This window comes from Aliivibrio kagoshimensis, from assembly GCF_050337105.1.
GTDB lineage: Bacteria > Pseudomonadota > Gammaproteobacteria > Enterobacterales > Vibrionaceae > Aliivibrio_A > Aliivibrio_A kagoshimensis.
In genome coordinates this window covers 15,043-39,956 of sequence record NZ_JAKJSQ010000004.1, presented here as the reverse complement: position 1 = coordinate 39,956, position 24,914 = coordinate 15,043, and the positions used below count along the sequence as shown (strand labels likewise).

Sequence of the window (24,914 nt, the reverse complement as noted above, 5' to 3'; positions counted from 1 at the left end):
GCATCACTCTTCTTGTTCGATAAAAGGAATGATCAATGACGGCTATAAGTTCTAATGCAATTCAAATTAATGACCTACATCATGAATATATTACGGGTAAACCGGTATTAAAAGGCATTAATATTGAAATTAGTGAGCCTGGAATTGTGGCCATAATTGGCCCATCAGGTACAGGAAAAAGTACCTTACTCAAATGTATTAACCGCCTTAACGACCCTACGTCAGGAGAGATCCACTTCGACGGAGCAGATTTAACCAAAGTAAAAGGCACGGCACTTCGTAAGCTTCGCAGACACATAGGTATGGTGTTTCAAGAGTACAATTTGGTTGAACGACTGACTGTACTTGAAAATGTACTCAGTGGGCGTTTAGGGTATATGTCATCATGGGATGCGTGGCGTAGAAACTATCGGCAAAAAGATCTGAAACAAGCATTTGAACTGCTTGAGCTGGTTGGTTTATCTGAATTTGCTAACCAAAGAGCGGACAGTTTATCTGGTGGGCAGAGGCAACGTGTTGGGATTGCTCGTGCAGTGATGCAAAACCCTTATATTCTTTTAGCGGACGAACCTACGTCATCGCTGGATCCTAAAACAGCCGTTGAAATTATGGAGTTGATGGAGACATTTGCTCAGAGAAACGATATCCCAGTATTGGTTAACATTCACGATGTGAACCTTGCCAAACGTTATGCAAAACGAGTAATTGGAATGTGTAACGGAAAAATCCATTATGATGGCAGCCCGGATGATATCTCAGAAGAAGATCTTAAAGTGATTTACGGGGGCGAGTCATGGTTGGATTAACCGAATCAAAAAAAGTGCCTATTTCGCCTTTTAAACCATCTCTGCTGAATCGCAGTATTACCATTCTGATTATTGGCTACCTTTTCTATAGCTTCAGTTCGCTAGGCCTATCATTGGACCGTATCGTGATTGGCTTTGGTGAGAGTGAACGTCTACTTTCGAGAATGTTCCCACCTGATTTTTCTCGCAGCAGTCTGTTAGTAAGTGGACTTGCTGAAAGCTTACAAATCGCCATCATTTCGAGCTTTTTTGGTATCCTTATTTCGCTCTTTCTTGGTTTACTGGCGGCTCGAAACATGATGCCTTTGGTTGTCACCGGCCCTATTCGAATTTTGATCGCTTTATGCCGTTCGTTTCACCCAGTGATTATCGCTATTATCTTCGTGAAAGCGGTTGGTTTTGGTGCGCTAGCGGGGATATTAACCCTTATATTTGCTTCAATTGGGTTTATTGCCAAATTATTTGCCGAAGCGATAGAAGAGATCTCTCTAAAACCTGTTGAAGCTATTCGTGCCACTGGTGCCAGCTTCATGAGCGTTATTTTATATGCCGTTATGCCGCAGGTGTTTACTCGATTTATTGGTTTTTCCAGTTACCAATTAGACTCTAACCTACGTAACTCGACCATGGTTGGCATCGTTGGTGCTGGTGGGTTAGGGGGGACACTCTTCTCTGCGTTCCAACGTTTCGATTATGACTTTGTTGCGGCGATTTTATTGACCATTATTGCGCTTATTCTTGTGGGTGAGTTTCTGTCTAATGTAGTAAGAAGGATCTTCTAATGACAACAACAAGTATGGATCTTGATTGGCAACGATTTACCTTTACTGAAAAGCTATCTCGATACGCCGTATATCTCGTTATGGTTATGTCACTCGTCTGGTCATGGCAGACAGTCGAAGTGATTCCGGAATTTTTATATGACGCACCAGAGCAGTTGATGGATATGTTTCATCGGATGACACCCATTGATTATGGTTTTTATCCGATTAGCATTCATGACGCGCTTATTGAAACCCTACACATTGCGACATTAGGAACACTGTTTACCTTGGTTATTGCGGTACCATTGGCCCTATTAAATACACCCAATATTACCCCAAGCCTCACCATCAATTGGATTTCACAATTCTTTTTGGTAGCAACACGTTCGGTAAACTCATTAGTATGGGCCTTACTGTTTATTGCACTATTTGGTCCAGGAGTGCTGGCTGGCATTATGGCCATCGCGATTCGAAGCGTTGGTTTTGTAGGTAAATTACTGTCAGAAGCGTTAACTGAGGTGAATATGGGAACCATTGAGGCGTTAAAAGCGACAGGCGCTTCAAAGGGCAGTATATTAATCAAAGGTTATTGGCCACAAGTGATGCCTGCATTTTACTCCATTGTTCTATTCCGTTGGGACATTAACGTTCGAGAATCCGCAGTACTCGGTTTAGTCGGCGCAGGCGGGATCGGCGTGGTACTCAATGACGCACAAAATCTGTTTGAATGGCAGAAAGTGGCAATGGTACTATTAAGCATATTCGCGATAGTGATTATTGCAGAAGCGATTGTTATTCAAATTCGAAAACGATTGATATAACAAGGTGACCAAAAAGTAAAAGGGCCGAATTATTCGGCCCTTTTTTATTTTAGGGCAAGTAACTTCCGACTAAATTCTGCAAAACCGTATCCACCAGACGCCTGCATAACTACGGCAGGGTGATATTGTAGCTGATCCCAATAATGGACAATGTTCGACACTCCGACTGAGAGATCTAAGTAATTAAACATCTGCTGGTCATTGAGGGAGTCCCCCACATAACAGACAGCTTGTTGTATAGATTGCTCATCAAACCCTAAGTCACTTAATAAAGCCAGTGACGCATTTTTCTTAGAGTGGATGCCATACCAAGCATTAATATGAATAGAGCTGGCTGTCGCATTTGCTCCAAGCGCATGAATTTCTTCCATCACTTCAGCAACGATTTGAGGTTGAACTTTGGGGCAGTTCTGTCCTATGTCAATAGCCACTTCACAGAGGCGATACGATTGGTCTAATGTCAAAGAGAGATCAGGGTATGACTCTAGAATAGAACAAACTTGTAACTTTAACTTTTGTTGCTGTTCACGAATGGTCGCTAGTGGAACAGAGGATGACACCGTTAAGTGTCCATCCACTTTGGTTAGCAAAAAGGCGCCATTCTCGCCTAGAACCCCATCAACAGGCCAGAGTTGTGCAATGTGATCACACCAACCTGCACAAGCACCAGTAACGGCGTAGACGAGAATTCCCGCCTCTTGCAACTGCGCTAAGGCATGTAAAGTATCAGGCGGTAACTGTCCGTCACAGGTCAATGTATCATCGACATCGGTTAATACAATCTGGACTTTAGACCAATCCTTACTTAATTCGTCACTTGGTAATTGGTGTAATTGCGGCATACACTTCCTTATTTTTCAGCCAATAATAGTTGAAACTCTTCGTCTTGTTTGTGAATCCATAAAAGGCGTTTACCGAGTAAAATAGCCGCCGTCGTTAAACCACAAATGAAACCAATCCAAAATCCGTGAGCCCCCATAGGTTCAACAATCCAGTCAGTAATCCCTAAAATATAACCAACAGGAAAGCCGATAAACCAATAAGCAATAAGAGTTCTAGAGAAGATCGCACTCATGTCTTTATACCCTCTAAGCGCACCCGCAGCGATCACTTGTATTGAGTCTGTACATTGGTAAATGGCCGCAAGTAACAGAAGACTGGTCGCAAGAGTAATAACCTCAGGATTGTCAGTATAGAGCAGTGCGATAGGCTCGCGGAATAGAACGGTAAGCCCAGCAGTCAACAAGGCGGTAGAAAGTCCTAAAGCCAACCCACAATTCGACGCAATTTTTGCCCCTTCAATATCTTTCTCACCCAGTTGATGGCCAACACGTATACTCACTGCTACCCCGATACTCATTGGGAGCATAAAAATAAGCGAAGAGATATTCATTGCCACCTGATGAGCGGCAACAACGAGAGATCCAAGAGGAGCAAGCAGCAGAGCAACCACTGCAAATAGAGTCACTTCGAAAAAAATGGATGCCGCAATCGGGAAACCGAGTTTAAACAGACGAGTGATTGCTTTTTTATCCGGGGTAAAAAACGTTTTAAACAATTCATGTTTCTTAAGAACTGGACTCACTAATACATAAATCAGTAAAGAGACAAACATCAACCAATAGACGAGGGTAGTCGCAACGCCACAGCCAACACCACCTAATGCGGGTAAGCCAAATTTACCGTAGACAAACATCCAGTTTAAGGGGATATTGGCAACCAAACCGATAAAGCCTATTACCATCGCAGGTACGGTGAGCGATAATCCTTCAGCGAAACTACGTAATGTTTGAAAAAGTAAAAATGCAGGTACTGCCATCACAACAGCGTACATATAACCAATAGTCTTACTCTGTAGTGCCGGTTCAACGTCCATATATTTAATGATGTAACCCGCTTTATAGAGAAGCAACATAATCGGGACAGAGATCAACAGGGCGAGATAGAAACCTTGATGTACTTGATAGGGTATTTTATCGCGTTGGCCGGAACCGTTAAGTTGAGCAACAACCGGAACCAGTGCCATTAACAGTCCGACCCCGAAAAGAATAGAAGGGAGCCAGATACTCGCCGCAATAGCAACGGCTGCCATGTCGGTAGCGCTAACGCCACCTGCCATCACCGTATCCACAAAACCCATTCCAGTTTGGGCGACACTCGCGATAAATACAGGAAAGGTCAGCTTGGATAAACGGGCCAATTCATAACGATAACTTTGCACAAAAACTCCAGATACAACGGTTAAAATTCAACTACCAAGTGGGTAATTAACCTTAATGAACATTATCTTGTTAAATATGTGAACACAATAGAAAAAGGCATTAAATTTCTTCAATGCCTTACATTAATTTTGAGAGTTAAATTAGACGTTTAATCGAGTTGTAAATCGTAGATGATTTTCTGTGCATGGTTAAGGTAATCGCCACCAAACATGTTGCAATGATTCAGGATGTGATAAAGGTTATAAAGTTCTTTTCGATCTTGATAGCCCTCAGAGAGCGGGTTCACAGATTCATACCCTTGATAAAAAGAGTCACTGAATCCGCCAAATAGCTCGGTCATTGCGATGTCGCACTCATGATCGCCCCAATAACAAGCAGGATCGTACATTATAGGTCCATTCACCGAGATTGACACGTTACCATTCCATAAGTCACCGTGTAACAAAGAGGGGCGAGGTTGTCGATTTGAAAGCAACGATTTTGCATTGGCGACAATATTACTGATATTGCCTAAATTAATCCCTTTCTCTTTTGCTAGCTGTAGTTGCCAGCCCAAACGCTGTTCAGAGAAGAAAGTGCACCATTTACGGTTCCACTCATTAGGTTGTAGGGTAGTGCCTATATAATTATCATCATCAAATCCATATTCAGCTTGTTCGCCCCATAAGTGATGTTTAGCGAGCTGAGCACCGAAAGAGAAAAGAGAGGTGGAGTTACTAATCGGTTTGGTAGGAAGAAAGTTTAAAACCAAAAAGGAACAATCTTTAGTCGTACCGACATGGATAACTTTTGGAACATCAATTTCATGTGGTAGTGTCAATTGTTGTAGACTCTGCACCTCAGTTAGAAACATGGGTAGTGATGACTTGCTGTTCTTTTTTATGAAGTAGCGTTGATCACCATTAGATACCATATAGCAGTCGTTAATTTCACCACCATCGATGACTTCATGCTCAATGATATTGAACTCGGATCCTGTTGCATCTGAGATTTGTTTAGAAATTGATTGCCACATAATAGTATCCCCACAGTGATGGAAGAGTATTTAGCTATTGATATTCTAGACTATGTTCAAGGAAATAAACTGTGGATCACAGCACATTTAATGATCGTGAATAACTATTTGACCAACTCTCAGAGGAAAAGAGCATTTTTAAAACAAAACCATCAATAAAAAAAGAACATGCCCGCTACTTATAGCGATCCGACACGTGTGATGCCTGTTCCATATATAAAACAACACCTCATATAAGCCTTAAAGAGCATTGACTTTACTTTTTATTTACATGAACGTCGTGATCATTGTCATTATTATACTTAATAGTAGTACAACCTATTAAATTTTAATGAGAAGATAGGAAACTTCAACTATATTTGTAATGGATCTTTTCATGTATGCCTAGTGTTTTAATTTGTGATGACTCCCCTTTGGCGAGAAAATCACTGGCAAGATATTTTACCGAATCCAACTCTATCGATTTACACTACGCAGAGAATGGTAAAGAAGCATTAGAATTACTGGCAACTGAAAATATCGATGTTGTTTTTCTTGATCTCACCATGCCTATCATGGACGGATATCAAGTGTTATCTGCGCTACCAGTCAATCCATACCCATCAAAGGTTATTGTTGTCTCTGGAGATACGCAAGACCAAGCCATTAAACGTTGCTTGAACCTTGGCGCATTTGATTTTATTAAAAAACCTTTCTGTGAACGAGTGGTTACTGAGCTATTTGAAAAATTGGAACTCAGTTATAACAGCCCTAGCTTAGTGGTTAATAAAGAGATCAGGCACCTTGACCATATCTCAAAATTTAAAGAGATCAGCAATGTCGCCTTAGGTAAAGGCGCTGCTATCATCTCAGAATATTCTGGTGAATTCTTTCATATGCCAGTACCGAAACTGAAAATGATGTCAGTTGAGCAGTTAGAAATTAAGATGGATTCGATTTTTAAAAACTCTGATCTCTCTCCAATATCACAACGATTTGTTGGTAGTGGGATTCATGGCGAAGCGTTGATGTGTCTTTCAGGCAAGGATGTGAGCCTATTTGGTGAGCGCATCGGCATTAAACTTGATGATGGTAATAAGAACGAACTTAACATTGATGTTTCTGATTTGTTGGTCTCATCGTATTTAGTGTCACTGTCTGAGCAAATTGGTTGCTCTTTCTCATTAAGACAACCTTTGATCCTAGACCGTGAAATCAGAGCATTTACTCACGGTGGTGGTCAGAGACGACTCGATATCAACAAGGAAATGTTTGCCATTGAGTACCGCTATAAAGCACAAGATCTTGAATTGATCTGTGATGTGCTTTTTTTAATGGATGTAGATTCACTGGCTGAAATCATTCGAATTATGGATACGATTTAGTGACAAATTTAACCCTCGACATCTCTGAGCTCCATTGGGCCATGCAGGTAACAGACCATATGGATGCTGGCCTAGTTGTGTTGGATAAAGAGTACAACATTTGTGCTTGGAACACGTTTATGGTTGCATACAGTGGCGTGAAAAGTGATGACATGATTGGAAAAAACATCTTCGAATCCTGTCGAGACTTACCTCAAGAGTGGTTAAAACGAAAAGTCGATGCGACTATCACGCTAAAGACACGTTCTTTTACCTCATGGGAAGACCGTCCATATTTGTTCAACTTTTCCAACTTTTGTCCTGTCTCTGCCAGCCTTCCAGAGATGTATCAAAACATCAGTTTAACACCGCTTACCTCACTGTCTGGTGAAGTGACACACGTGAGTATGATCATTACTGATGTAACCGATATTGCAAAAAATAAACTTCACCTTCGTGAATCTAATAAAGCCCTCTCTAGATTGAGTCAAATTGATGGCTTAACGGGGTTATTTAATCGAGCTTATTGGGAAGATAAATTTAAACGCGAATTCAATAGTGCCAAAGCAAGTGGCGGACATTCAACTGTTGTCATGCTCGACATTGATCACTTCAAAAAGGTGAACGATAACTTCGGGCATATTGTTGGTGATGATGTAATCCGTGAAACTGCAGCACTACTGTTACGAACCTCACGTGGTACAGACTTTTGTGGCCGTTATGGTGGGGAAGAGTTTGCAGTGTTACTACCGAAAACGACTCAAGTCGAAGCGCTCTATTTTGCCGATAGGCTTAGAAAACGAGTAGAAGAGACTATAATCAAAACAGAAGATGACGAAGTCTCCTTTACAATCAGTATTGGCGTGAGCCAACTTGATGAAGATTGTGAGGATCATCTACAATGGTTGAGTCAAGCAGACCGTGCGCTATATCATTCAAAGCAGAGTGGCCGAAATCGCACAACTGTATTTGAGCAAGAGATGGAAGCCTTATAAAGAATATTTATGATGCAGATGCCACTTTCCATATTTTTTGCACCATCTGCCTTAAAGTTGATTTACAACAGCACCGCTTAATCGAATAATAGCGAAAATCGTTTCTTTGTTTCACTTATCTGGAAAATAATATGGTAGTTGATAATGATGGTTACTTATCATTAATTGAATATTTGACTGAAAATTTAGCACTTTTTATAGATGGTCATGGAGACACTGGTGATGAAACAGTAGAAGATGTTGTCACCGACATGGTTGCCTCTAACATCATGACAGTATTTGATCAAAATCCAGAATTAAGCAGCATTATTAGATTTCAGCTTCTGAAAGAAGCAGATGCTGTGGTTGATGATTTAGGTGAAGTGCTTGCTAGTGCTTGGGGAACCAAAGCGACCAATGAACAAGTTGCTTTCCTTGAAGAGTATATCAGCCTTATCAAGAATCTCTTTGATTCAGTATTAGCGCAATAAGATTTCACCCCGCTGTTAACCAGTGGGGTACTACATCACTCTTTTTATCTTCCAAAACTTGCTGGCCCAATAGGGGTTATCCGTACGAGAGATAATCACACCTTTCGATGTTGACGCATGCATAAACTGTTTCTCTCCTAAATACACCCCAACATGTCGAACCTTGTGACCCGTTTTGAAGAAAATTAAGTCTCCAGGTTGCTGATTACCACGTGCAATGAGCTTACCTTGTTGCTGTTGTTGTAAGGTGGTTCTTGCGACATCTACGCGGTAGACATCCCTCATGGTAATCTGTACAAAGGCTGAACAATCAATCCCTGTTTTCGATACGCCACCAAGTCGATATGGCGTACCTTTCCAATTATTATAATGAGAAGTGAAGATGGAGTTGGTTTGGACAAACTTATTCTGAGATACTGGCGACGTTGACACGGAGGGGGTGGTTGAGCAACCCGCCACAGACAGTAGAGCGATAATAAGAAGATAACGCATTGAAATAACCACTATTACATCATTAATTTAATCATTTACTCTACCATAACATCATATTTTGGCTAGAAATAACTCTCTACGCCGCGTAGAATGCCCATCTCATTTATTTACTGATGCTCACATGAGAATACACAAAGTACATACCCTCCATATCGATCGCCTAGCCCGCTCTACGAAACCTTTTAATGCCCGAGGCGCGAAAGTAAAGCGTTGTCAGTATTGCCAAGTGAATATCGATTACTGTATTTGTGCCCATCAACCTCAAGTGAGCTCTAATGCTGCTTTTTTGTTGATCATGTTTGACACTGAAGTTCTCAAACCAAGCAATACCGGGAAACTCATTGCCGACGTTGTGCAAGAGACTTACGCCTACCTTTGGTCAAGGACCGAGCCTAATCAAGAAATGCTCGATCTACTCAATGACCCGCAATGGCAACCTTTTGTTGTTTTTCCTAGCGATTATGTGCAGACACCCCAGCAAGTAGTGAGTTCGGTTGAGGTGACTGATGGTAAACGACCGCTGTTTATTATGTTAGACGGGAGTTGGCGCGAGGCATGCAAAATATTTCGGCGCTCTCCTTACCTTAATCGTTTTCCGGTACTCTCAATTAAAGCAGACCAGCTGTCAAAGTACATCATGCGAAAAGCATCTAAAGATTACCAATTGGCGACCGCAGAGGTGGCCGCTATCGTGCTCGATTTATATGGAGAAAAAGAGACCGCTAAACACATGGAGTTGTGGTTTGATGTTTTTAAGGAGCACTATTTGTGTAGCAAGCAACCCTTGAAGCTCGCGGATAGAAACGTGGCACTCAACAGAATGTTCGATTATCAGCGCTCTCTTATCGCTGGATGATCTCCGTAACACATAATTGTATTGTCAATGAGACCTCCATCAGTTTCTTGAATGTAAATCGGGACATTTATAGAATACTAACGACACAAAAATAGTTAGAATTAACTCAATATTTTAATGAGGTAATTTGCCTCTGTAACATTTTTGGGAGAGCAGTATGTTTTATGGATTTGACATTGGTGGCACCAAAATAGAATTTGGCGCCTTCGATGAGAACTTACAACGAGTCGCAACAGAGCGCGTACCTACACCAGGCTCAAATTATGAGCTATTGATCGATATCATTGTTGGTCTAATCAAAAAGTATGATGCCCAATTTGGTTGCGAAGGCAAGATTGGTATTGGTATTCCAGGCATGGAAGATGCTGATACCGGAGCCATACTCACCAGTAATATCCCCGCTGCAAAAGGACATTTCTTAAAAAAAGATCTAGAAGCCAAATTGGTCAGAGACGTTAAAATCGATAACGATGCTAACTGCTTTGCTTTATCTGAAGCATGGGATGATGATTTAAAAGATGAGAAGTCTGTATTGGGCCTAATTCTAGGCACCGGCTTTGGCGGTGGTATTGTAATAAATGGTCAAGTATACACGGGAAGAAACAATGTCGCAGGCGAAATGGGTCATACCCGCATGCCAATTGATGGCTGGTTTCATCTAGGGGATAACGCACCACTATTTGATTGCGGATGTGATAAGAAAGGTTGTATTGATAACTACCTATCGGGTAGAGGCTTTGAACAACTTTATGCGCACTATTATGGCGAAACATTAAAAGCGACCGAAATCATTACCAATCAAGCAGCAGGTGAGGCAAAAGCGGTAGAGCATGTAGAACGTTTTATGGAGTTATTAGCAATCTGTTTTGCTAATCTGTTCACAGCCTTTGATCCCCATGTCGTGGCACTGGGTGGCGGCTTGTCTAACTACGATTTAATCTACCAAGAGCTACCAAAGAGAATGTCAAAACATCTTCTTTCTGTTGCCAAGGTTCCTAAAATCATCAAAGCGAAACATGGTGACTCAGGTGGTGTACGCGGAGCAGCTTTTCTAAATATTTTATAACCTTAGAATAAGAAAATAAAAGATAGCCTGATGTTTCTCTCAGGCTATTCACATCACTTATAAACGGCTCACTAAGGGAATAACCGTTACTTTTGCACCAATTTCAACGTTTTCAACGTCTGGTGCCACTTCAATCAAACAGTTCGCTTCGCTCATTGAACGTAATATTCCGGAGCCTTGTTTTCCAGTGGTCCTCACTTCTAAATGGCCGTTATGGTTAATGGTATAGATCCCACGACTGTATTCAGTTCGACCCACACGAGAACGAATGTTTTCCGTTGCTAACGCGACCAATTTTTCAGCTTGCCAGTCCTGTTGGCCTTGTAAGCGACGGATCACAGGCTCAACAAACTGTAGGAAGGCGACCATCACTGCCACTGGATTTCCCGGAAGCCCAAAGAAAGGAGTATGATCTGTTGGTTCAGAAAAAATCGTGCCGAATGCTAACGGACGACCGGGGCGCATATTGATACGCCAGAAGTTAATTTGACCCAACTTGGTTAAGCAACTCTTAATATAATCCGCATCACCTACCGACACACCACCTGATGAAATAATTAAATCTGCTTGTTGCGCACCGCTAAGCAGAGCTTGTTGTAAACTCTCTTCGCTATCTTCAATTATGCCAAGATCAATAACCTCACAGTCTAAATGGCTCAGTAAACCAAATAGTGAATAGCGATTAGAGTCGTATATACTGCTCTCTTTCTGCGCTTCGCCGGGTGCTTGAACCTCATCTCCTGTAGAGAAAATAGCGACACGGATAGGGCGGTTAACCGTAACGGATGTGATCCCTAATGAAGCGATCATGCCGAGTTCAGCGGACGAGATTTTAGTCCCTTTGGCTATGGCCACTTCTCCTACTGCTAGATCTTCTCCCGCTAAGCGGATATTCTGGCCCGTTTTAATCTCGTTCAACTCAAGCGAGAATTGAACCATGTTGTCGCGCTCTTCGGCTTGTTCACGCATGATGACGGCTGTTGCATTATCTGGTACAGGTGCGCCAGTCATAATACGTACCGCTTCGCCGGGTGATAGAGTGTGTTCAAAACGATGACCGGCCATTACGGAGCCGACAACCTTATAGTTAGGGTGTGAAGAGTTGCAGCCGACAATCGCGTAACCATCCATAGCGGAATTATTGTACTGCGGCACATTGATCGGAGAAAGCAGATCACAAGCAACAGTATGATTAACCGCGTCAAAAAGGGATAATTCAACAGAATTGCTACTGACCGTTAGCGAATCTAGAATATTGCTTTTTGCCTGTTCCACCGATAAAAATGCCGGCGATAATAGGTCGTTATTAACCTTATGATCGCTCTGATTTTGATGTTGATACTCTTTTAAGTAGGAGAGTACAAAATCAGTTAACTGCTCAAGGTTGTTAATATCAAGTTGCGGCAAAGAAGAGTCAGCCTCAATATTCGCAGCAATGGCTACAATATTATCATCTTCAGGATGAATCCAAGGCTTGCTTACCTCGTGACGGTGTAACTCGATTTTTGGATATGAGAGTTTTTTATACCCTTCAATCAAAATAAGATCGAGATTGTCATGATCCAAGGCGTTGAGTAGTTGCTGACAACTCTGTTCAGTTTCTGGGGTTTCAGTGATCAGTGCGCTGCGATAGCGTGAATTGATCAACATCTGGCTGGCTCCCGCCTTTCTAAGACGAAAACTGTCTTTACCTTCTTGATCAATATCGAAATCGTGATGAGCATGCTTAATGACCGCAACCTTTAACCCTTGTGCGGTTAAATTCGGTATTAAGCGCTCTAATAGGGTGGTTTTACCAGTACCACTATAAGCGGCAAAACCGAGAAATGGAGTGACCGAAGACAGTGTCGAACGATACGCCTGACTCATAGTAATTCACCATATTGTTGTAGTTCTGAAGGAGTATTTAAATTAATAAAGCCTTGAGACTGCTGACTAAAGTCAATTTCGATTGTATTACATAATTTGTAAAGAAGAATGATTTTACGATCACCGTTATTTAGAAACTGTTGCAGTAAAGGCAGGACTCGCTTGTTGAAAATGGTAACCACAGGCTGCAGTGATTCTCCATCGTGCGCCACAGCGATATCGGTGTTTTCATGACAACCACTAATCATCCTTTCAACCAGATTGTCAGGTAGCTTGGGGCAATCACAGGGGACAAAACCGATCCACTCACTGTCGATTTGCTTTAGTGCCGCATGGATGCCGCCAAGGGGGCCAGGGTAATCCGCCAGTTGATCGCTAAAGGTTGGGGCATATTGACGGTAGAATTCAAGATTACGGTTAGCATTGATGAAAATAGAGTCCGTTTGAGCACTTAGAGTTTGATAGACATACTCAATAAGCGGCTTTCCAGCCAACGTAACCAATCCTTTGTCGTTACCATTCATTCTTGAAGCTTGGCCACCCGCTAAAATGACCCAACTTACCTTTGAATTATCTACGTGTGTTACTGCTTTATGCGGTTGAAGGGACATCTGATTCCTTGAGTGAAGCTGTTGAATCGTTAATTATGTGTAAATTTGCGGTTTCAATCAATGCCGTATCATCGATAGTCCACTGTCTGTGGCATAAATCGGTTAACGCGTTGGTTTGATGACTTGTGATCACAAGACTAGCGCCACGTGACAACAGATCTTTAGCAAGAACTACCAACAAGTCAATCGAATCACTATCGACGCTGGCACTTGGCTCATCCATTAATAAAATTGACGGCTTCAATACCCAAGCTCGCGCCATTGCAACCCGCTGTCGCTCTCCTCCTGATAAGACCGAGATATGCTCGTCTGACATCGTCTCTAGCCCCACAAGACGCAGTGCGTTGATGACCTCATTACGACGCTGTTGACGAGTCATTGCTTTGGACTTGAGACCATAATTGACGTTGTCATATACGGATCCATCAAACAGAAACGGAGTCTGATGCAGATAGGTAATTTGGCTGTTGCCTGAAAAACCAAACAATCGCTTTATCCAGTGGACTCGGCTGAAACTCAGTTTGCCAGTTGAAGGGGTCATTAACCCTGACAAAATCTTAAGCAGTGTCGTTTTACCTGCTCCATTAGGTCCACGCAAATAGACCGCCTCTTTTGGCCCTAAACTGAGCTGAGGAATATGAAACAAGAGCCTCTGATCAAAAGAGATCGAGAGATCATGAGCAATAATTTTCACTGTCATTAAATCATTACCCCCTTAAATACGCTTGACCACGACTGTTAGCCAATAAAAAATTGAGCAGTAGGGACAAAATCAGTAATACCATACCTAAAGCAATACCCTGAGAAAAAGCACCTTTTTGGCTCTCCAGTGCTATTGCCGTTGGAATATTACGCGTTGCATTGAGAATATTTCCCCCAACCATCATTGAACAACCCACCTCAGTAAGTATGCGTGAAAACCCACAAATTACCGCTGCCAGTAACGGGAGACGACACTCAAATATTAAACTTAACCACGCACGTGGTATTGAAGCACCTAAGGTAAATGCTGTTTCCAACACTCGTTTGTCACTATTTTGAAAGGTGCTGTGCATCATCGACGTTAGAATAGGGAAGGCGATGAGCATCTGACCAACGATCATCGCCTTTTGAGTAAACAGCATCTGCCAATCACCAAGGGGACCTGCTCTAGAAAGCAACATATAAAGTAATAATCCAATCACAACGGTCGGAACCGCTTGTAAGGTATTGATTAACGATATAATAACCCACTTACCTTTAAACTCGCTGTATGCCAACGCCAACGCTAATAATAACGACGGTATCACCACTAACCCGATAGCTAAAAGGGATACCGAAAATGACACGGCAACGATACTCCAAAGATCTGGGTCTGCACTCAATAAGAGTGAGACCGCCTCTTGGGTTGATAGCCAAATATTCACGCTATAGACTCTACTTTACGTTCGACTAGTCAGCACTGGCAACAAACAACTGTTGCCCAGCTAATTTGAAGTCATTGATGTACTGCTGTGCTTTCGGGGTCACCAACCAATCACTGAACGCCTTAGCGCCATCATAGTTAATGCTTGGGTAACGGCTCGGGTTTACAAGGATAACTTGGTACGGGTTAAATAGCTTTTTATCCCCTTCAACAACAATATTTAAATCAAGTTTGGTTTGATACGCCAACCACGTACCACGGTCGGTCATGGTATAAGCTTGCAGCTCATTAGCCATATTCAAAGTCGGACCCATACCTTGTCCAATCGCTTTATACCCACCAAAATTCGGTTCGATCTTAGCTTGAGCCCATAAAATCTTCTCTTTTTTGTTAGTACCAGAATCATCACCACGAGAGATAAAGGTCGAATTGGTTTTTGCAATGTTCTGATAGGCGTTAATCACATCCTTAGTACCAAAGATCGACGCTGGATCCGCTTTCGGTCCAACAACAATAAAATCGTTATACATCAGTTTACGTGGTAGCACGCCAAAACCTTGCTCAACAAAATAGGCTTCTGCTTTTGGCGCATGGGTCATCACCAAATCTACATCACCATTTTCACCCATTTTAAGCGATTTACCCGTGCCAGCAGCGAGCACATCAACATGGTAGCCAGTCGTTTTTTCAAATTTTGGTAATAGATAATCCAGAAGACCAGAATGATAAGTGCTGGTTGTTGTTGCTAACCGAATGGTCATATTTTCATCAGCAGCAACACTATTTGTCGCTTGAAATGCGCAGAGAAGGCTAAACGAAACAGAAGCATATTTTACAACAGAAGACATAGAGAAACGTTCCTTAATGGTTGAGAGGATTTAAAATTTGAGTAATACATAGCAAAGTTGGTGCCAGAATAGAAGAAATCTTATTAAACCCCATTAGATAATTATAACACTCTGAATAGTAAGGATATTGATCCATAATAAAATAAAGGTAATATCAGAAAATAGTAACAAAGGACAAAATGTCTCACAAAATTAGATACTTAATGCACAACCCTTGCTACACTGATTTAGGACATTTTGACCCAATCGAGAGTAGCCATGTCAACTTCTTCTGATAAATCAACACAAATTTGGAGCGCGTTTTCTGTTTTAGTCGTTGATGACGAAATGGGTATGCAGACTATCTTACAAAAAGCCCTGTCGAAAAAATTCGCTCAAGTAAGTACCGCCAGTAGTATCGAAGAAGCTGAGAAGCTACGTAAAATGACCCATTTTGATCTGATGATTTTAGACATCAACCTACCAGGCCGCTCTGGTATTGAATGGCATGAGGCTTTCACTTCTCAAGGTAGAGGGTGTGACGTGATTTTCATGACGGGATACGCGGATCTGGATACTGCAATCAAAGCGTTAAGAATTGGTGCCGCTGATTTTATTTTAAAACCTTTCAATTTAGAGCAGATGATGAATTCGGTGCAGCGTTGTATCGAACGCCGTCAGCTAGAACGCAACAATTTTGCTCTACAACGTGAGAGTGACATCAATAACCCCATCAATATTATTGGCCACTCCAGTAAAACCACTGCCATGAAACAGGTGATGTCTAAAATTGCACCTTCCTCAGCCGCGGTGCTTATCCAGGGTGAATCAGGGACGGGTAAAGAGTTGGTGGCACGTGGTATCCACCAGATGAGCAAACGTTCAGGTCCTTTTGTGCCGGTAAACTGTGGTGCTATTGCTTCAGAGTTACTGGAAAGTGAGTTATTCGGTCATGTTTCGGGGGCGTTTACTGGCGCTAAAAAAGGGCGTGAAGGGCTGTTTAGAGTGGCGAATCATGGGACACTGTTTCTCGACGAAATCGGTGAAATGCCATTAACCATGCAAGCCTCATTGCTTAGGGCAATTGAACAGAAATCCATTCGACCGGTAGGCGCTGAAAAAGAGGTCAGTGTGGATGTTCGCATTGTGGCCGCCACCAATAGAAACTTAATCGAAGAGGTCGAGAAGGGCAGGTTCAGAGAAGATCTCTACTACCGTCTTAACGTATTGATTGTTGAACTGCCACCACTTCGAGACCGCAAAGAAGATTTGGTTTGTTTAATTGACCACTTTACGACGAAACAAGCCAAAGAGTTGTCTATCGAACCAGTGCTATGGACACATGAGGATGTAGTGGCGATGTCTCACTATGACTGGCCAGGAAATATTCGAGAGTTAAAAAATCTCATTGAACGCTGCCTTCTATTAGGTAAGCCGCCAGCAGATTACTGGCGTGAATTACAACCGGATCATCAATCAAAAACTGACAACCCCATTACGCCTGTTGAACAAGCCATAATGTCTGACCTCAGCGTCGATCTTACTCAGCAGAACCTACTGGACTACCCAGAACAGTGGTTACTCAAAGAGGTCGAAAAAGCGCACATTATCAAAGTAGTAAGTGCCAATGATGGCAACAAATCAGCTGCTGCTCGACAACTTGGCGTCGCGAGAAAAACCCTTGAGCGAAAATTTAAAGAGTGGAATGATTGCGAGTTAATAGAAAATGACTCGTAATATAGTCAAGCAATGGCATCAACGTTTCAAAACCATGGTTCGTTATCGCCTCCTGTTTTTGATCTCAGTTCCGATTATTCTTACCTTACTGGCACTGATATTAGTAACGGGCTATTGGTCAGTTACCTATACTTGGAAAGAGTCACTAAACCAAGTGGGTGTCAAACTGGCGGTAGCGACTAACAGTATTGAGATTCTTCAAAAAGAGCAGCGTACATTGCTCAATTCAATGGTCAACTCCTATGAATTTCAGCGACTTTTTAAGATCGATGATGAGACCTTACAGGCATGGAGCTCTGAGCAAGCCAGTATCTATAAATTGGATTTCATAACACTGCATCCCATCGACGATCTCACTCAATTTTCGCCGCGTAATCAACGTCAGTTACAAGCGGGAAAGCAGGAGACCTTCTTCCAAGTGGTCGATGAGTCCGTCTTAGCGTCGCTCTCAACCGAGCTGATCAGTCGGGCGGAAATACCAATTCTAGAGAGCAGTAAAACAGAGCGTCGTGCTTTGATCAGTCGAAGCTTGATCCCGTTATTTGACCATAATGGTGACTTGCAGTGGATCATTGACGGCGGATTGTTACTAAATAATAGCACGTTATTGGTGGATAGAATCCGCGATCTCATCTACCCCGAAGGGAGCCTTCCAAAGGGAAGTTTAGGGACAGTGACCCTATTCCTCGATGATCTTCGTGTCAGTACCAATGTACCTTTAAACAGTGAAAGCCCTGCCGAACGTGCCATTGGTACCCGAGTCTCTCCTGAAGTGAAGCAGCGTGTACTGATCGATGGCGAGCGTTGGATAGATAGAGCCTATGTTTATGATGCCTGGTACATTTCCGGTTATGAGCCAATACATAACATTGATAACGCGGTGATTGGCATGCTTTATACGGGCTACCTTGAGTGGCCTATCATTAAGATCTATCTCACCAGTATTGTTGAGGTAGGGACTATTATCCTTATCGTGTTGATCATCTCCGCCATTCTTGTTCATCGCTCTGCACGGGACTTATTTAAACCCCTTGAGAAGATCCACTACGTAGTAAAATCAGTGCAGTTTGGAAAAAATCGACGCATTGGTGTTTTAGGTTTGGATGAACAACATGAGCTAACCAGCTTAGCCCAGCAGTTTGATAATATGCTTGATCAGCTTGAACTTCGTAACTCTCAACTTGAGGATGCGTCATCACAACTTGAACTCAAAGTGGCACAACGCACCGCCAGCTTGCATGAAAAAACGGAACAACTCGAAAACAACATCAAACTGCTGAACCTCACTAGAGATAAACTGTTGGTGAATGAAAAATTGGCCGCGCTAGGCGAACTAACAGCCGGGATTGCCCATGAAATTAATAATCCTACCGCAGTAATTCTCGGTAATGTTGAGTTACTGAAATTAGAACTTAGTGACTACTCGGGGGATGTTGATGAAGAGTTTGATACCATTTTAAGTCAGATCGATAGGATCAGAAACATCACCAGAAGTCTTCTACAATACAGTCGACATGGCGGCATTCAAGATGAAGTCACTTGGCAGTATGTTAACCCCATAATTGAAGAGAGCGTCACCTTGATTCGCTCTGCCACCTCAAAAAGAACCGTTAACATTGAGCTATGCCTTAATGCACTACAGAAAGTGGAAATTAATCGCCACCATTTACTGCAAGTGCTGGTCAATCTACAGATGAATGGGGTGCATGCGATGAATGGCGAAGGTCGTATTATTGTTACCAGTGACGATTGGAAAGAGCAGGGCAAGATAAAAGGCGCCATCATTACAGTTAAGGACTTTGGTTGCGGGATCTCAGACATGCAGATGAAACGTATCTTTGATCCATTCTATACCACGCGAAGAGATGGCACTGGCTTAGGCTTATCAGTATCACAAAGTTTGATCCATCAAGTTGGTGGGGAGATCAGTGCAACATCGAAAGAGGGTGAAGGCAGTACCTTCACCATTAAGTTATTAGCTTCCACTCCAAATTTGTAGTCCCGAACGAGCAAAGTTGTAACCACCTAGACGTTCTCCACGTTGCTGAACATCACTGTCTTTCAGTTCATTCAGCATATGTTGGACTAACGTCTTGAAGAAGATGTTCTTTGGGATCACCAACTCAAACGCTTCGGTGTAAAGTGGAATGAAGGTTAATTGGTATTCACCCGCGGTACTTTGGCTACCACATCCAACATCGACTTCACCACTAGCAATAGCTGCCCCAAGTTCTCTCTCACTAAAGTAGGTCTGTTGGGCATTCAAGGCGCTCACCGATAACTTTTTCGCGTGCAGCCATTCATCTAATGTGCGCAAGCTGCCAGCTCCCTCTTGGCGAAGACCCCACTTATATTGCTTAGACGTTAGCTCTGTACTATTCGCAGTAACCGTATCCTCAAACCCGATCAATCTAGGGTTAATAATAATGCCCTGAACACGCTCATAAGCATGAACCAATACCCAATTACGTGAGCCGGTATATTGTTGTAATAGAGCAGGATGACGCAAAGGGGCTTCACTGGCTTGTCCCCAGTGAATCGCACAGATATCAACATGCCCCTTGCTCAATAGCGACAGTCCTTGTCGACTGCCCGTGGAGGTATATCCAACCAAGGCATTACTGCCCAGTTGATTGCCCATTTTACCTACGATCATCTGCAGTAAAGGATCATCCGAACCCGCAATCAGTAAACGATCACTGAATGCGCCGTTATGGCAAGAGTCGATGATCCACTTATCAAGTAGTGACTTTGGAAACAGCCATTTACCCGTAATTTTCGTTGCGGGCAGCTGACCATCATTCGCCAGAGCGTAGACTTTTTTTTCATTAAGATCTAAATACTCCGCCACCTGCTTAGCATTTAAAAATTCAGAATGTTCCATTAAGCGTGTTTACCTTTTACATCAAACTGTACATGGTGTTGACCTGAAAAAACTTGAAAACGATTCCCTTTGGCACGTGCAATGGTGGTAATCCCAAATTTTTGCGCTAAATCTAGCCCCATTTGAGTCACACCAGAGCGGGAAAGCAGCGTTGGTATCCCCATTTGGGCCACTTTAATGACCATCTCCGACGTAAGACGCCCTGTGGTATAAAAAATCTTATCACTGCCCGTTTGTTGCTTTAACCATAACTCTCCCGCTAAAGTGTCTACCGCATTATGGCGACCCACATCTTCAACAAACGAAATGATCTCTGCATTGCCCTCAGTGCATGAACAGACAGCGCAGCCATGCACTGCACCCGCCGCTTTATACGTGTCGTTATAGTGGGTGAGCGCTTCAAGCGTCGCATAGATGTCCGACTGTTTGATCGTCACTTGCGGAACTTGGTAATCTTCCAGTTGCTTCATTACGTTACCGTACATGGTACCTTGTCCACAACCTGAAGTGACGGTTTTTTTCTCCAGTTTCTTATCAAGATGATCGGTATTTTCGCCTGTCACGACAGCTGCAGAGTTGGTTTCCCAATCAATAATAACTGTCTCTAACTTATCAAGATCGCTAATAAAGCTCTGGTTTTTTAAGTAGCCTAATACCAATGCATCAGGTCGTGCGCCTAATGTCATCAGTGTCACCACTTCGTGCCAATTAAGAAGTACTGTTAACGGCCTTTCGCACGCAACATGTTTGGTGAGGGTCTCTCCATATTCATCCATGACTTCAACCGCTAAGGTCTGGTTAGGTGCGGCACTGGTTTTAATTATTTTAGGCAGATGAGACAAAGTAGTTCCTTACATGTATGTGAAGGGGATCGATGTTAATAAAGCAAATACCATTCCACAAAAAAGCTGGTGCGATTATTGCTGTTATCAGTGTCTATACTCGTTAATTTAAGTAGATGATGTTATGTCGCACATCAATAAAGCAAAAGAAATCAATCAGCAACATCATACAATAACCAAAAGTGATACCGTTTGGCCACTACATATAGAGTTAACTCCCATCGAAAGAGAGGTAGGGCGTTGGATTGAACATACTGTCGACCTCGGAACACTAGCGCTTAACAATGAACAAATTATCGCTTCATACGGGCCAGAAAGCCACTACCATGAAATCAATCTTGAACTCTATAAAGATGAAAGAACGGATTACCGATTCAATCTAAGTTCAGAGGACCCTAAGATTTTTGTTGTTATGGAACAAATAGATAGTAATAACTCACCAAAGCTCATTGCAGTGACGGTGTCACAAGCTGCTATTGGTAACTATCTAGATGGAGACTATCTCGTGCTCTCCACAGCGTTACCTCTACCTATACAAGCTTGGATGGAGGCATTTATCGGTCGTCATGGAGAGCTACTTGAACTAGGCAGAAAAAAACGCAAAGGGGCAGGGAGGTCTTGTGGGCAATAACTTCATACAAAGATGGTCAAAGATTAAAACCGAATCACACTCTAAGGCCAGCGAATCGACGCAGAAAACAGGCGTTGTCGACGAAATAAGCACTGATTCCGCAAGCGACGAACCCATCAATAATGAGAGTCTACCTCTGCCATCAATGAGTGATGTTGATGCCTTAGAAAGCAACAGTAGCCTTGCTGGTTTTCTGTCTGAAGGTGTTGAAAAATCGATAAAAAAAGCAGCGATGAAAAAGATCTTTCTCTCATCAGATTTCAATGTCCTTGACGGATTAACCGATTATGATCAGGACTTTTCAAGTGTTGGTAGCTTACCTGCTGAGGTCGCTCAAAACCTACGTAAGTGGATTAAAGAGGAGGAAGAGATCGAACCACAACTCGTCACTGAACCATTGATGGAAGAGAATGATGAAATAGGTTCTAACAATGAAGTTAGTGATGGCGAGGAACCTCTGTTGACCACCGCTCCTGAAGAACCACTCAGCAACGATATAGATACGACAAAAAAGACCACATAATTACTCGGGACATTTTGTCTCGTTTATTTAGACAAAATGTCGTAAGTATAAAAAAGTCCACTCTACCAAGCAGACTTTAGCTCCCTTTACGTCATTATTACTCCTAGAATTATGGTGCATTCCTTGCAACCTTCCGTTCTTAAACAAAAAACTAAGGCGATAGCAAAGACTATCGTCACGTGCATTTAATGTCAGCACAGGATTTAGAATGTTACATACCTATTTAAGTCAGTATATTACTCAAAATGGTGCCGCAAGGCAGGCCGCAGTGAGTGGTACTGTTGAGTTAGCTAATTTAATTCCTCCTACCGTGAGTTACGAGAGCCAAGGTAACCTTCTCATTGTGGGACCGTACCATATTATCATTGAGCTTGAATCTCACTTTTCAACACTCAATAGCATCACACTACTGGCTACCGATCCTCACTTGATTACTGACAACTTAGAGAAAAGAGACAACCTCTATGTCAGTGAACAGCTCAATGTGTCGGGGTATTTGGGTGCGTTTATGGTTACCTGCCTGAATAACGGCACTGAATCACAGCTCTCTACGGTCGCCATTCGACAACCTACCTTTGATATTGTGTTGGATATGAGCCTCAACGGATTCATGACCGAGGAGGTGCCAGTACCAGGTTACTATCCTGTCGGTCGAGGCTACCCAAAACTAGCCACTGTTATCGATGAGATCCCTGATTTAATCGGAACCTTTGATAAGCCTAAATACTTTCGCTTCGATTCAGACCTTTGTGCTCATAGTTCAAGAGGAGTCAAAGGGTGTGAGCGTTGTATTGACTCTTGCCCTGCTGGCGCATTAACCAGTGAAGGCAGTGAGAAAACTGGCCACCATGTACAAATTAATCCTTACCTCTGTCAGGGAGTGGGGACCTGCGCGACATCGTGCCCAACAGAAGCGATCAGTTACGCCTATCCTGATGCTGACAATACCCAACATTTTACCCAACGCCTGCTAAAACGCTATTACGATCATCAGGGTAAAAATGCCATTCTGATGTTTTGCAGTAAAAAGCACGCTCACTTTACTGTGACCACGTTGCAAAATTTGCCTGAAAATGTCATTCCAGTTGAGTTAGAAGATTTAGCCTCGGTGGGTATTGACACATGGCTCTCTGCCTTAGTGAATGGTGCCGCTCAAATCCTATTTGTAGCCAGCAGACGCATGCCCAAAACGGTGATTCGAGTGCTGGAGCAAGAGATTAACATTGCACGCTCTCTGCTTAAGGATCTGGATAAACAAGCGGATCGTCTTCTTATTACCTATGTGGAAGACCTTCATCAACCTCGGCTGATCAGTCAGCCTATTATGCAAGAAAATATCACCCTTGAAGGGAACAAACGTGAGAAGTTATTTGCAGCGCTAGATTGTCTTGCTGAAAACACCAAGGCGATCAATCAGATTACTGAAGTCGACATTGGCGCTCCTTTTGGCAACGTCACTTGCAAAACCGACGACTGTACTCTGTGCATGAGCTGTGTCGCAGTCTGTCCAACCAGAGCCTTGCACGCCAGTGCGGATAGCCCACAACTGCTGTTTATTGAGCAAGATTGTGTTCAATGTGGCTTGTGTGAAAAAGCGTGCCCTGAACAGGTCATTTCTCTGCAACCACAAATGAACTGGAACGCAGATGAAAGAAGGTCGGCTAGGGTGCTACACCAAGAACCCGCTGCTCAGTGTATCTGTTGTGATAAACCATTCGCACCACAATCCATGGTCGATATGTTGATTAATAAGTTACAGGATAACCCGCATTTTAACTCTGACCATTCACTTCGACGCTTATCCATGTGTGAGGATTGTAGAGTAAAAGATATCTTCAATGATCTGGCCGACAACCCAGAACAACAACTGACCCTATAAGGCTTTATGATGAATTCTGTTAATGAACAACAATCACTTAGAGTCGATATTTATTCAGTGCTCGCCCGACTCTATAGAGCAGCCCCCGATAAACCCATTATTACCTGGTTACAAGGTCTGGATGTTGAAGAGGTGGCTAATCAGATAAATCCGATGGCTGAAGCGTGGTCACTGCTCAAGCTGAACGCTCAAAATTCATCTCTCGATTCCATTGAAGATGAATATCAGAATCTATTTATTGGTATTGGACGTGGTGAAATTGTCCCGTTCGCCTCTTGGTACCTTACTGGGTCTTTGATGGAGATGCCTCTGGCTCACCTACGAAACGATTTGATGCAGCTGGGTTATGCCCGAGAAGCGTCAGTGAAAGAGCCAGAAGACCATTTTGCTGCTTTATTAGAAGTGATGGCAATGTTGGTTGGCAGTGATAATGAAAAACAACAACACTTTTTTAACCGCCATCTGGCCAGTTGGTTTGAACGCTTTTGTCATGATCTTAAACGCAGTAAAAGTTCCGTATTTTACGCCGCATTGGCGGAGCTCACCTTAACCTACCTTACAATAGAACAAACACGCTTTATTGAAGCCCCACAAACAATGAACTGTGCGCTTAATGCGTAGCTTTACAGTGAATATTCATGGAGAAATGGAAATGACTGATAAAAAAATTGATAGCGAACGACGCTCTATTTTGAAAGGCATAGCCACTGTAGCAACGGCAACCGCAATTTCCACCGCGGTCACATCTACGGCTAAGGCAGACGACACCATTCAACCAAGCAGTGATGAAAACAAAAAAGGGTATCACGAGACGCAACACATTCGTGATTACTACAACACTCTATAACGAAGCGGA

General features: G+C 42.7%; 26 protein-coding genes. 15 read left to right on the top strand and 11 right to left on the bottom strand.

What is annotated here, in order from left to right; translation table 11 throughout:
- Positions 1 to 35: 35 nt before the first annotated feature.
- From phnC to phnE (L4C32_RS01960), 3 genes are read left to right on the top strand one after another with little or no spacing between them, the layout of a single operon-like run.
- The gene (gene phnC / locus L4C32_RS01970) at positions 36 to 806 is read left to right on the top strand and encodes a phosphonate ABC transporter ATP-binding protein (protein ID WP_428195177.1); all 771 of its coding nucleotides are present in this window, start codon (positions 36 to 38) and stop codon (positions 804 to 806) included.
- The gene (phnE, locus tag L4C32_RS01965; RefSeq protein WP_428195176.1) at positions 794 to 1,588 is read left to right on the top strand and encodes a phosphonate ABC transporter, permease protein PhnE; all 795 of its coding nucleotides are present in this window, start codon (positions 794 to 796) and stop codon (positions 1,586 to 1,588) included. The genes phnC and phnE (L4C32_RS01965) overlap by 13 nt, the downstream gene beginning before the upstream one ends.
- Positions 1,588 to 2,391, top strand: coding sequence for a phosphonate ABC transporter, permease protein PhnE (gene phnE / locus L4C32_RS01960; RefSeq protein ID WP_428195175.1), 804 nt, complete (start codon positions 1,588 to 1,590; stop codon positions 2,389 to 2,391). Before phnE (L4C32_RS01965) ends, phnE (L4C32_RS01960) begins: the two co-directional genes overlap by 1 nt.
- 44 nt (positions 2,392 to 2,435) lie before the next feature.
- Here phnE (L4C32_RS01960) and L4C32_RS01955 read toward each other — a convergent pair whose 3' ends face one another.
- The 3 genes from L4C32_RS01955 to L4C32_RS01945 all read right to left on the bottom strand — a co-directional run bounded on the left by L4C32_RS01955 (position 2,436) and on the right by L4C32_RS01945 (position 5,628).
- On the bottom strand, positions 2,436 to 3,233 hold the full coding sequence (locus tag L4C32_RS01955) for an HAD family hydrolase (RefSeq protein WP_428195174.1): 798 nt from the start codon (positions 3,231 to 3,233) through the stop codon (positions 2,436 to 2,438).
- An 8-nt stretch (positions 3,234 to 3,241) separates the two neighbouring features.
- Positions 3,242 to 4,612 carry an MATE family efflux transporter gene (locus L4C32_RS01950; RefSeq protein ID WP_428195173.1) on the bottom strand — a complete coding sequence of 457 codons (1,371 nt, stop codon included), beginning with the start codon at positions 4,610 to 4,612 and terminating at the stop codon, positions 3,242 to 3,244.
- A 149-nt stretch (positions 4,613 to 4,761) separates the two neighbouring features.
- Positions 4,762 to 5,628: a fructosamine kinase family protein gene (locus L4C32_RS01945; RefSeq protein ID WP_428195172.1), complete on the bottom strand. Its 867-nt coding sequence runs from the start codon at positions 5,626 to 5,628 to the stop codon at positions 4,762 to 4,764.
- Positions 5,629 to 6,008: 380 nt separating this feature from the next.
- Here L4C32_RS01945 and L4C32_RS01940 point away from each other — a divergent pair, with 380 nt between their 5' ends.
- The 3 genes from L4C32_RS01940 to L4C32_RS01930 all read left to right on the top strand — a co-directional run bounded on the left by L4C32_RS01940 (position 6,009) and on the right by L4C32_RS01930 (position 8,436).
- The gene (locus L4C32_RS01940; protein WP_428195171.1) at positions 6,009 to 6,992 is read left to right on the top strand and encodes a response regulator; all 984 of its coding nucleotides are present in this window, start codon (positions 6,009 to 6,011) and stop codon (positions 6,990 to 6,992) included.
- On the top strand, positions 6,992 to 7,966 hold the full coding sequence (locus tag L4C32_RS01935) for a sensor domain-containing diguanylate cyclase (RefSeq protein WP_428195170.1): 975 nt from the start codon (positions 6,992 to 6,994) through the stop codon (positions 7,964 to 7,966). Before L4C32_RS01940 ends, L4C32_RS01935 begins: the two co-directional genes overlap by 1 nt.
- A gap of 131 nt (positions 7,967 to 8,097) precedes the next feature.
- On the top strand, positions 8,098 to 8,436 hold the full coding sequence (locus L4C32_RS01930; RefSeq protein WP_428195169.1) for a DUF3802 family protein: 339 nt from the start codon (positions 8,098 to 8,100) through the stop codon (positions 8,434 to 8,436).
- Positions 8,437 to 8,466: 30 nt separating this feature from the next.
- Here L4C32_RS01930 and L4C32_RS01925 read toward each other — a convergent pair whose 3' ends face one another.
- A complete protein-coding gene (locus tag L4C32_RS01925) occupies positions 8,467 to 8,928 on the bottom strand; it encodes an NlpC/P60 family protein (RefSeq protein ID WP_428195168.1) in 462 nt (153 codons plus the stop codon).
- 121 nt (positions 8,929 to 9,049) lie between these two features.
- On the opposite strand from L4C32_RS01925, the gene L4C32_RS01920 reads away from it, so the two are divergent.
- A complete protein-coding gene (locus tag L4C32_RS01920; protein ID WP_428195167.1) occupies positions 9,050 to 9,784 on the top strand; it encodes a tRNA-uridine aminocarboxypropyltransferase in 735 nt (244 codons plus the stop codon).
- A 157-nt stretch (positions 9,785 to 9,941) separates the two neighbouring features.
- Positions 9,942 to 10,850, top strand: a complete 909-nt coding sequence (gene nagK, locus L4C32_RS01915) for an N-acetylglucosamine kinase (protein ID WP_428195166.1) — start codon at positions 9,942 to 9,944, stop codon at positions 10,848 to 10,850.
- Between the two features lie 57 nt (positions 10,851 to 10,907).
- On the opposite strand, the gene L4C32_RS01910 is transcribed toward nagK, so the two are convergent.
- Genes L4C32_RS01910 through L4C32_RS01890 form a run of 5 tightly spaced genes read right to left on the bottom strand, consistent with a single transcriptional unit; the run spans position 10,908 to position 15,583 of the window.
- Entirely contained in the window at positions 10,908 to 12,719 is a 1,812-nt protein-coding gene (locus tag L4C32_RS01910; RefSeq protein WP_428195165.1) for a bifunctional molybdopterin-guanine dinucleotide biosynthesis adaptor protein MobB/molybdopterin molybdotransferase MoeA, read from the bottom strand.
- Positions 12,716 to 13,330: a molybdenum cofactor guanylyltransferase MobA gene (gene mobA / locus L4C32_RS01905; protein ID WP_428195164.1), complete on the bottom strand. Its 615-nt coding sequence runs from the start codon at positions 13,328 to 13,330 to the stop codon at positions 12,716 to 12,718. The genes L4C32_RS01910 and mobA overlap by 4 nt, the downstream gene beginning before the upstream one ends.
- Positions 13,311 to 14,030 carry an energy-coupling factor ABC transporter ATP-binding protein gene (locus L4C32_RS01900; RefSeq protein WP_428195163.1) on the bottom strand — a complete coding sequence of 240 codons (720 nt, stop codon included), beginning with the start codon at positions 14,028 to 14,030 and terminating at the stop codon, positions 13,311 to 13,313. The genes mobA and L4C32_RS01900 overlap by 20 nt, the downstream gene beginning before the upstream one ends.
- Before the next feature lie 7 nt (positions 14,031 to 14,037).
- Positions 14,038 to 14,736 carry an ABC transporter permease gene (locus L4C32_RS01895; RefSeq protein ID WP_428195162.1) on the bottom strand — a complete coding sequence of 233 codons (699 nt, stop codon included), beginning with the start codon at positions 14,734 to 14,736 and terminating at the stop codon, positions 14,038 to 14,040.
- Positions 14,737 to 14,761: 25 nt separating this feature from the next.
- Positions 14,762 to 15,583: an ABC transporter substrate-binding protein gene (locus tag L4C32_RS01890; protein ID WP_428195161.1), complete on the bottom strand. Its 822-nt coding sequence runs from the start codon at positions 15,581 to 15,583 to the stop codon at positions 14,762 to 14,764.
- Between the two features lie 258 nt (positions 15,584 to 15,841).
- Here L4C32_RS01890 and L4C32_RS01885 point away from each other — a divergent pair, with 258 nt between their 5' ends.
- Both L4C32_RS01885 and L4C32_RS01880 read left to right on the top strand, forming a co-directional pair.
- Positions 15,842 to 17,299, top strand: coding sequence for a sigma-54-dependent transcriptional regulator (locus L4C32_RS01885; RefSeq protein ID WP_428195160.1), 1,458 nt, complete (start codon positions 15,842 to 15,844; stop codon positions 17,297 to 17,299).
- The gene (locus tag L4C32_RS01880; RefSeq protein ID WP_428195159.1) at positions 17,289 to 19,298 is read left to right on the top strand and encodes a sensor histidine kinase; all 2,010 of its coding nucleotides are present in this window, start codon (positions 17,289 to 17,291) and stop codon (positions 19,296 to 19,298) included. Before L4C32_RS01885 ends, L4C32_RS01880 begins: the two co-directional genes overlap by 11 nt.
- On the opposite strand, the gene L4C32_RS01875 is transcribed toward L4C32_RS01880, so the two are convergent.
- Both L4C32_RS01875 and L4C32_RS01870 read right to left on the bottom strand, forming a co-directional pair.
- Complete coding sequence (locus L4C32_RS01875) at positions 19,275 to 20,183, bottom strand: substrate-binding domain-containing protein (protein WP_428195158.1); 909 nt, start codon at positions 20,181 to 20,183, stop codon at positions 19,275 to 19,277. The two genes, L4C32_RS01880 and L4C32_RS01875, sit on opposite strands and share 24 nt — an antisense overlap.
- Positions 20,183 to 21,025 carry a formate dehydrogenase accessory sulfurtransferase FdhD gene (locus L4C32_RS01870; RefSeq protein WP_428195157.1) on the bottom strand — a complete coding sequence of 281 codons (843 nt, stop codon included), beginning with the start codon at positions 21,023 to 21,025 and terminating at the stop codon, positions 20,183 to 20,185. Before L4C32_RS01870 ends, L4C32_RS01875 begins: the two co-directional genes overlap by 1 nt.
- A gap of 124 nt (positions 21,026 to 21,149) precedes the next feature.
- On the opposite strand from L4C32_RS01870, the gene L4C32_RS01865 reads away from it, so the two are divergent.
- The 5 genes from L4C32_RS01865 (at position 21,150) to L4C32_RS01845 (ending at position 24,905) form a co-directional block, all read left to right on the top strand.
- A complete protein-coding gene (locus L4C32_RS01865; protein ID WP_428195156.1) occupies positions 21,150 to 21,656 on the top strand; it encodes a DUF3305 domain-containing protein in 507 nt (168 codons plus the stop codon).
- Positions 21,646 to 22,179: a DUF3306 domain-containing protein gene (locus L4C32_RS01860; RefSeq protein ID WP_428195155.1), complete on the top strand. Its 534-nt coding sequence runs from the start codon at positions 21,646 to 21,648 to the stop codon at positions 22,177 to 22,179. Before L4C32_RS01865 ends, L4C32_RS01860 begins: the two co-directional genes overlap by 11 nt.
- A 208-nt stretch (positions 22,180 to 22,387) precedes the next feature.
- On the top strand, positions 22,388 to 24,058 hold the full coding sequence (locus L4C32_RS01855) for a 4Fe-4S binding protein (protein ID WP_428195154.1): 1,671 nt from the start codon (positions 22,388 to 22,390) through the stop codon (positions 24,056 to 24,058).
- A 9-nt stretch (positions 24,059 to 24,067) separates the two neighbouring features.
- Positions 24,068 to 24,679 (top strand): TorD/DmsD family molecular chaperone, encoded by a 612-nt coding sequence (locus L4C32_RS01850; protein ID WP_428195153.1) that lies wholly within the window; start codon positions 24,068 to 24,070, stop codon positions 24,677 to 24,679.
- A 25-nt stretch (positions 24,680 to 24,704) separates the two neighbouring features.
- The gene (locus L4C32_RS01845; protein ID WP_428195152.1) at positions 24,705 to 24,905 is read left to right on the top strand and encodes a transcriptional initiation protein Tat; all 201 of its coding nucleotides are present in this window, start codon (positions 24,705 to 24,707) and stop codon (positions 24,903 to 24,905) included.
- Positions 24,906 to 24,914: the final 9 nt, after the last annotated feature.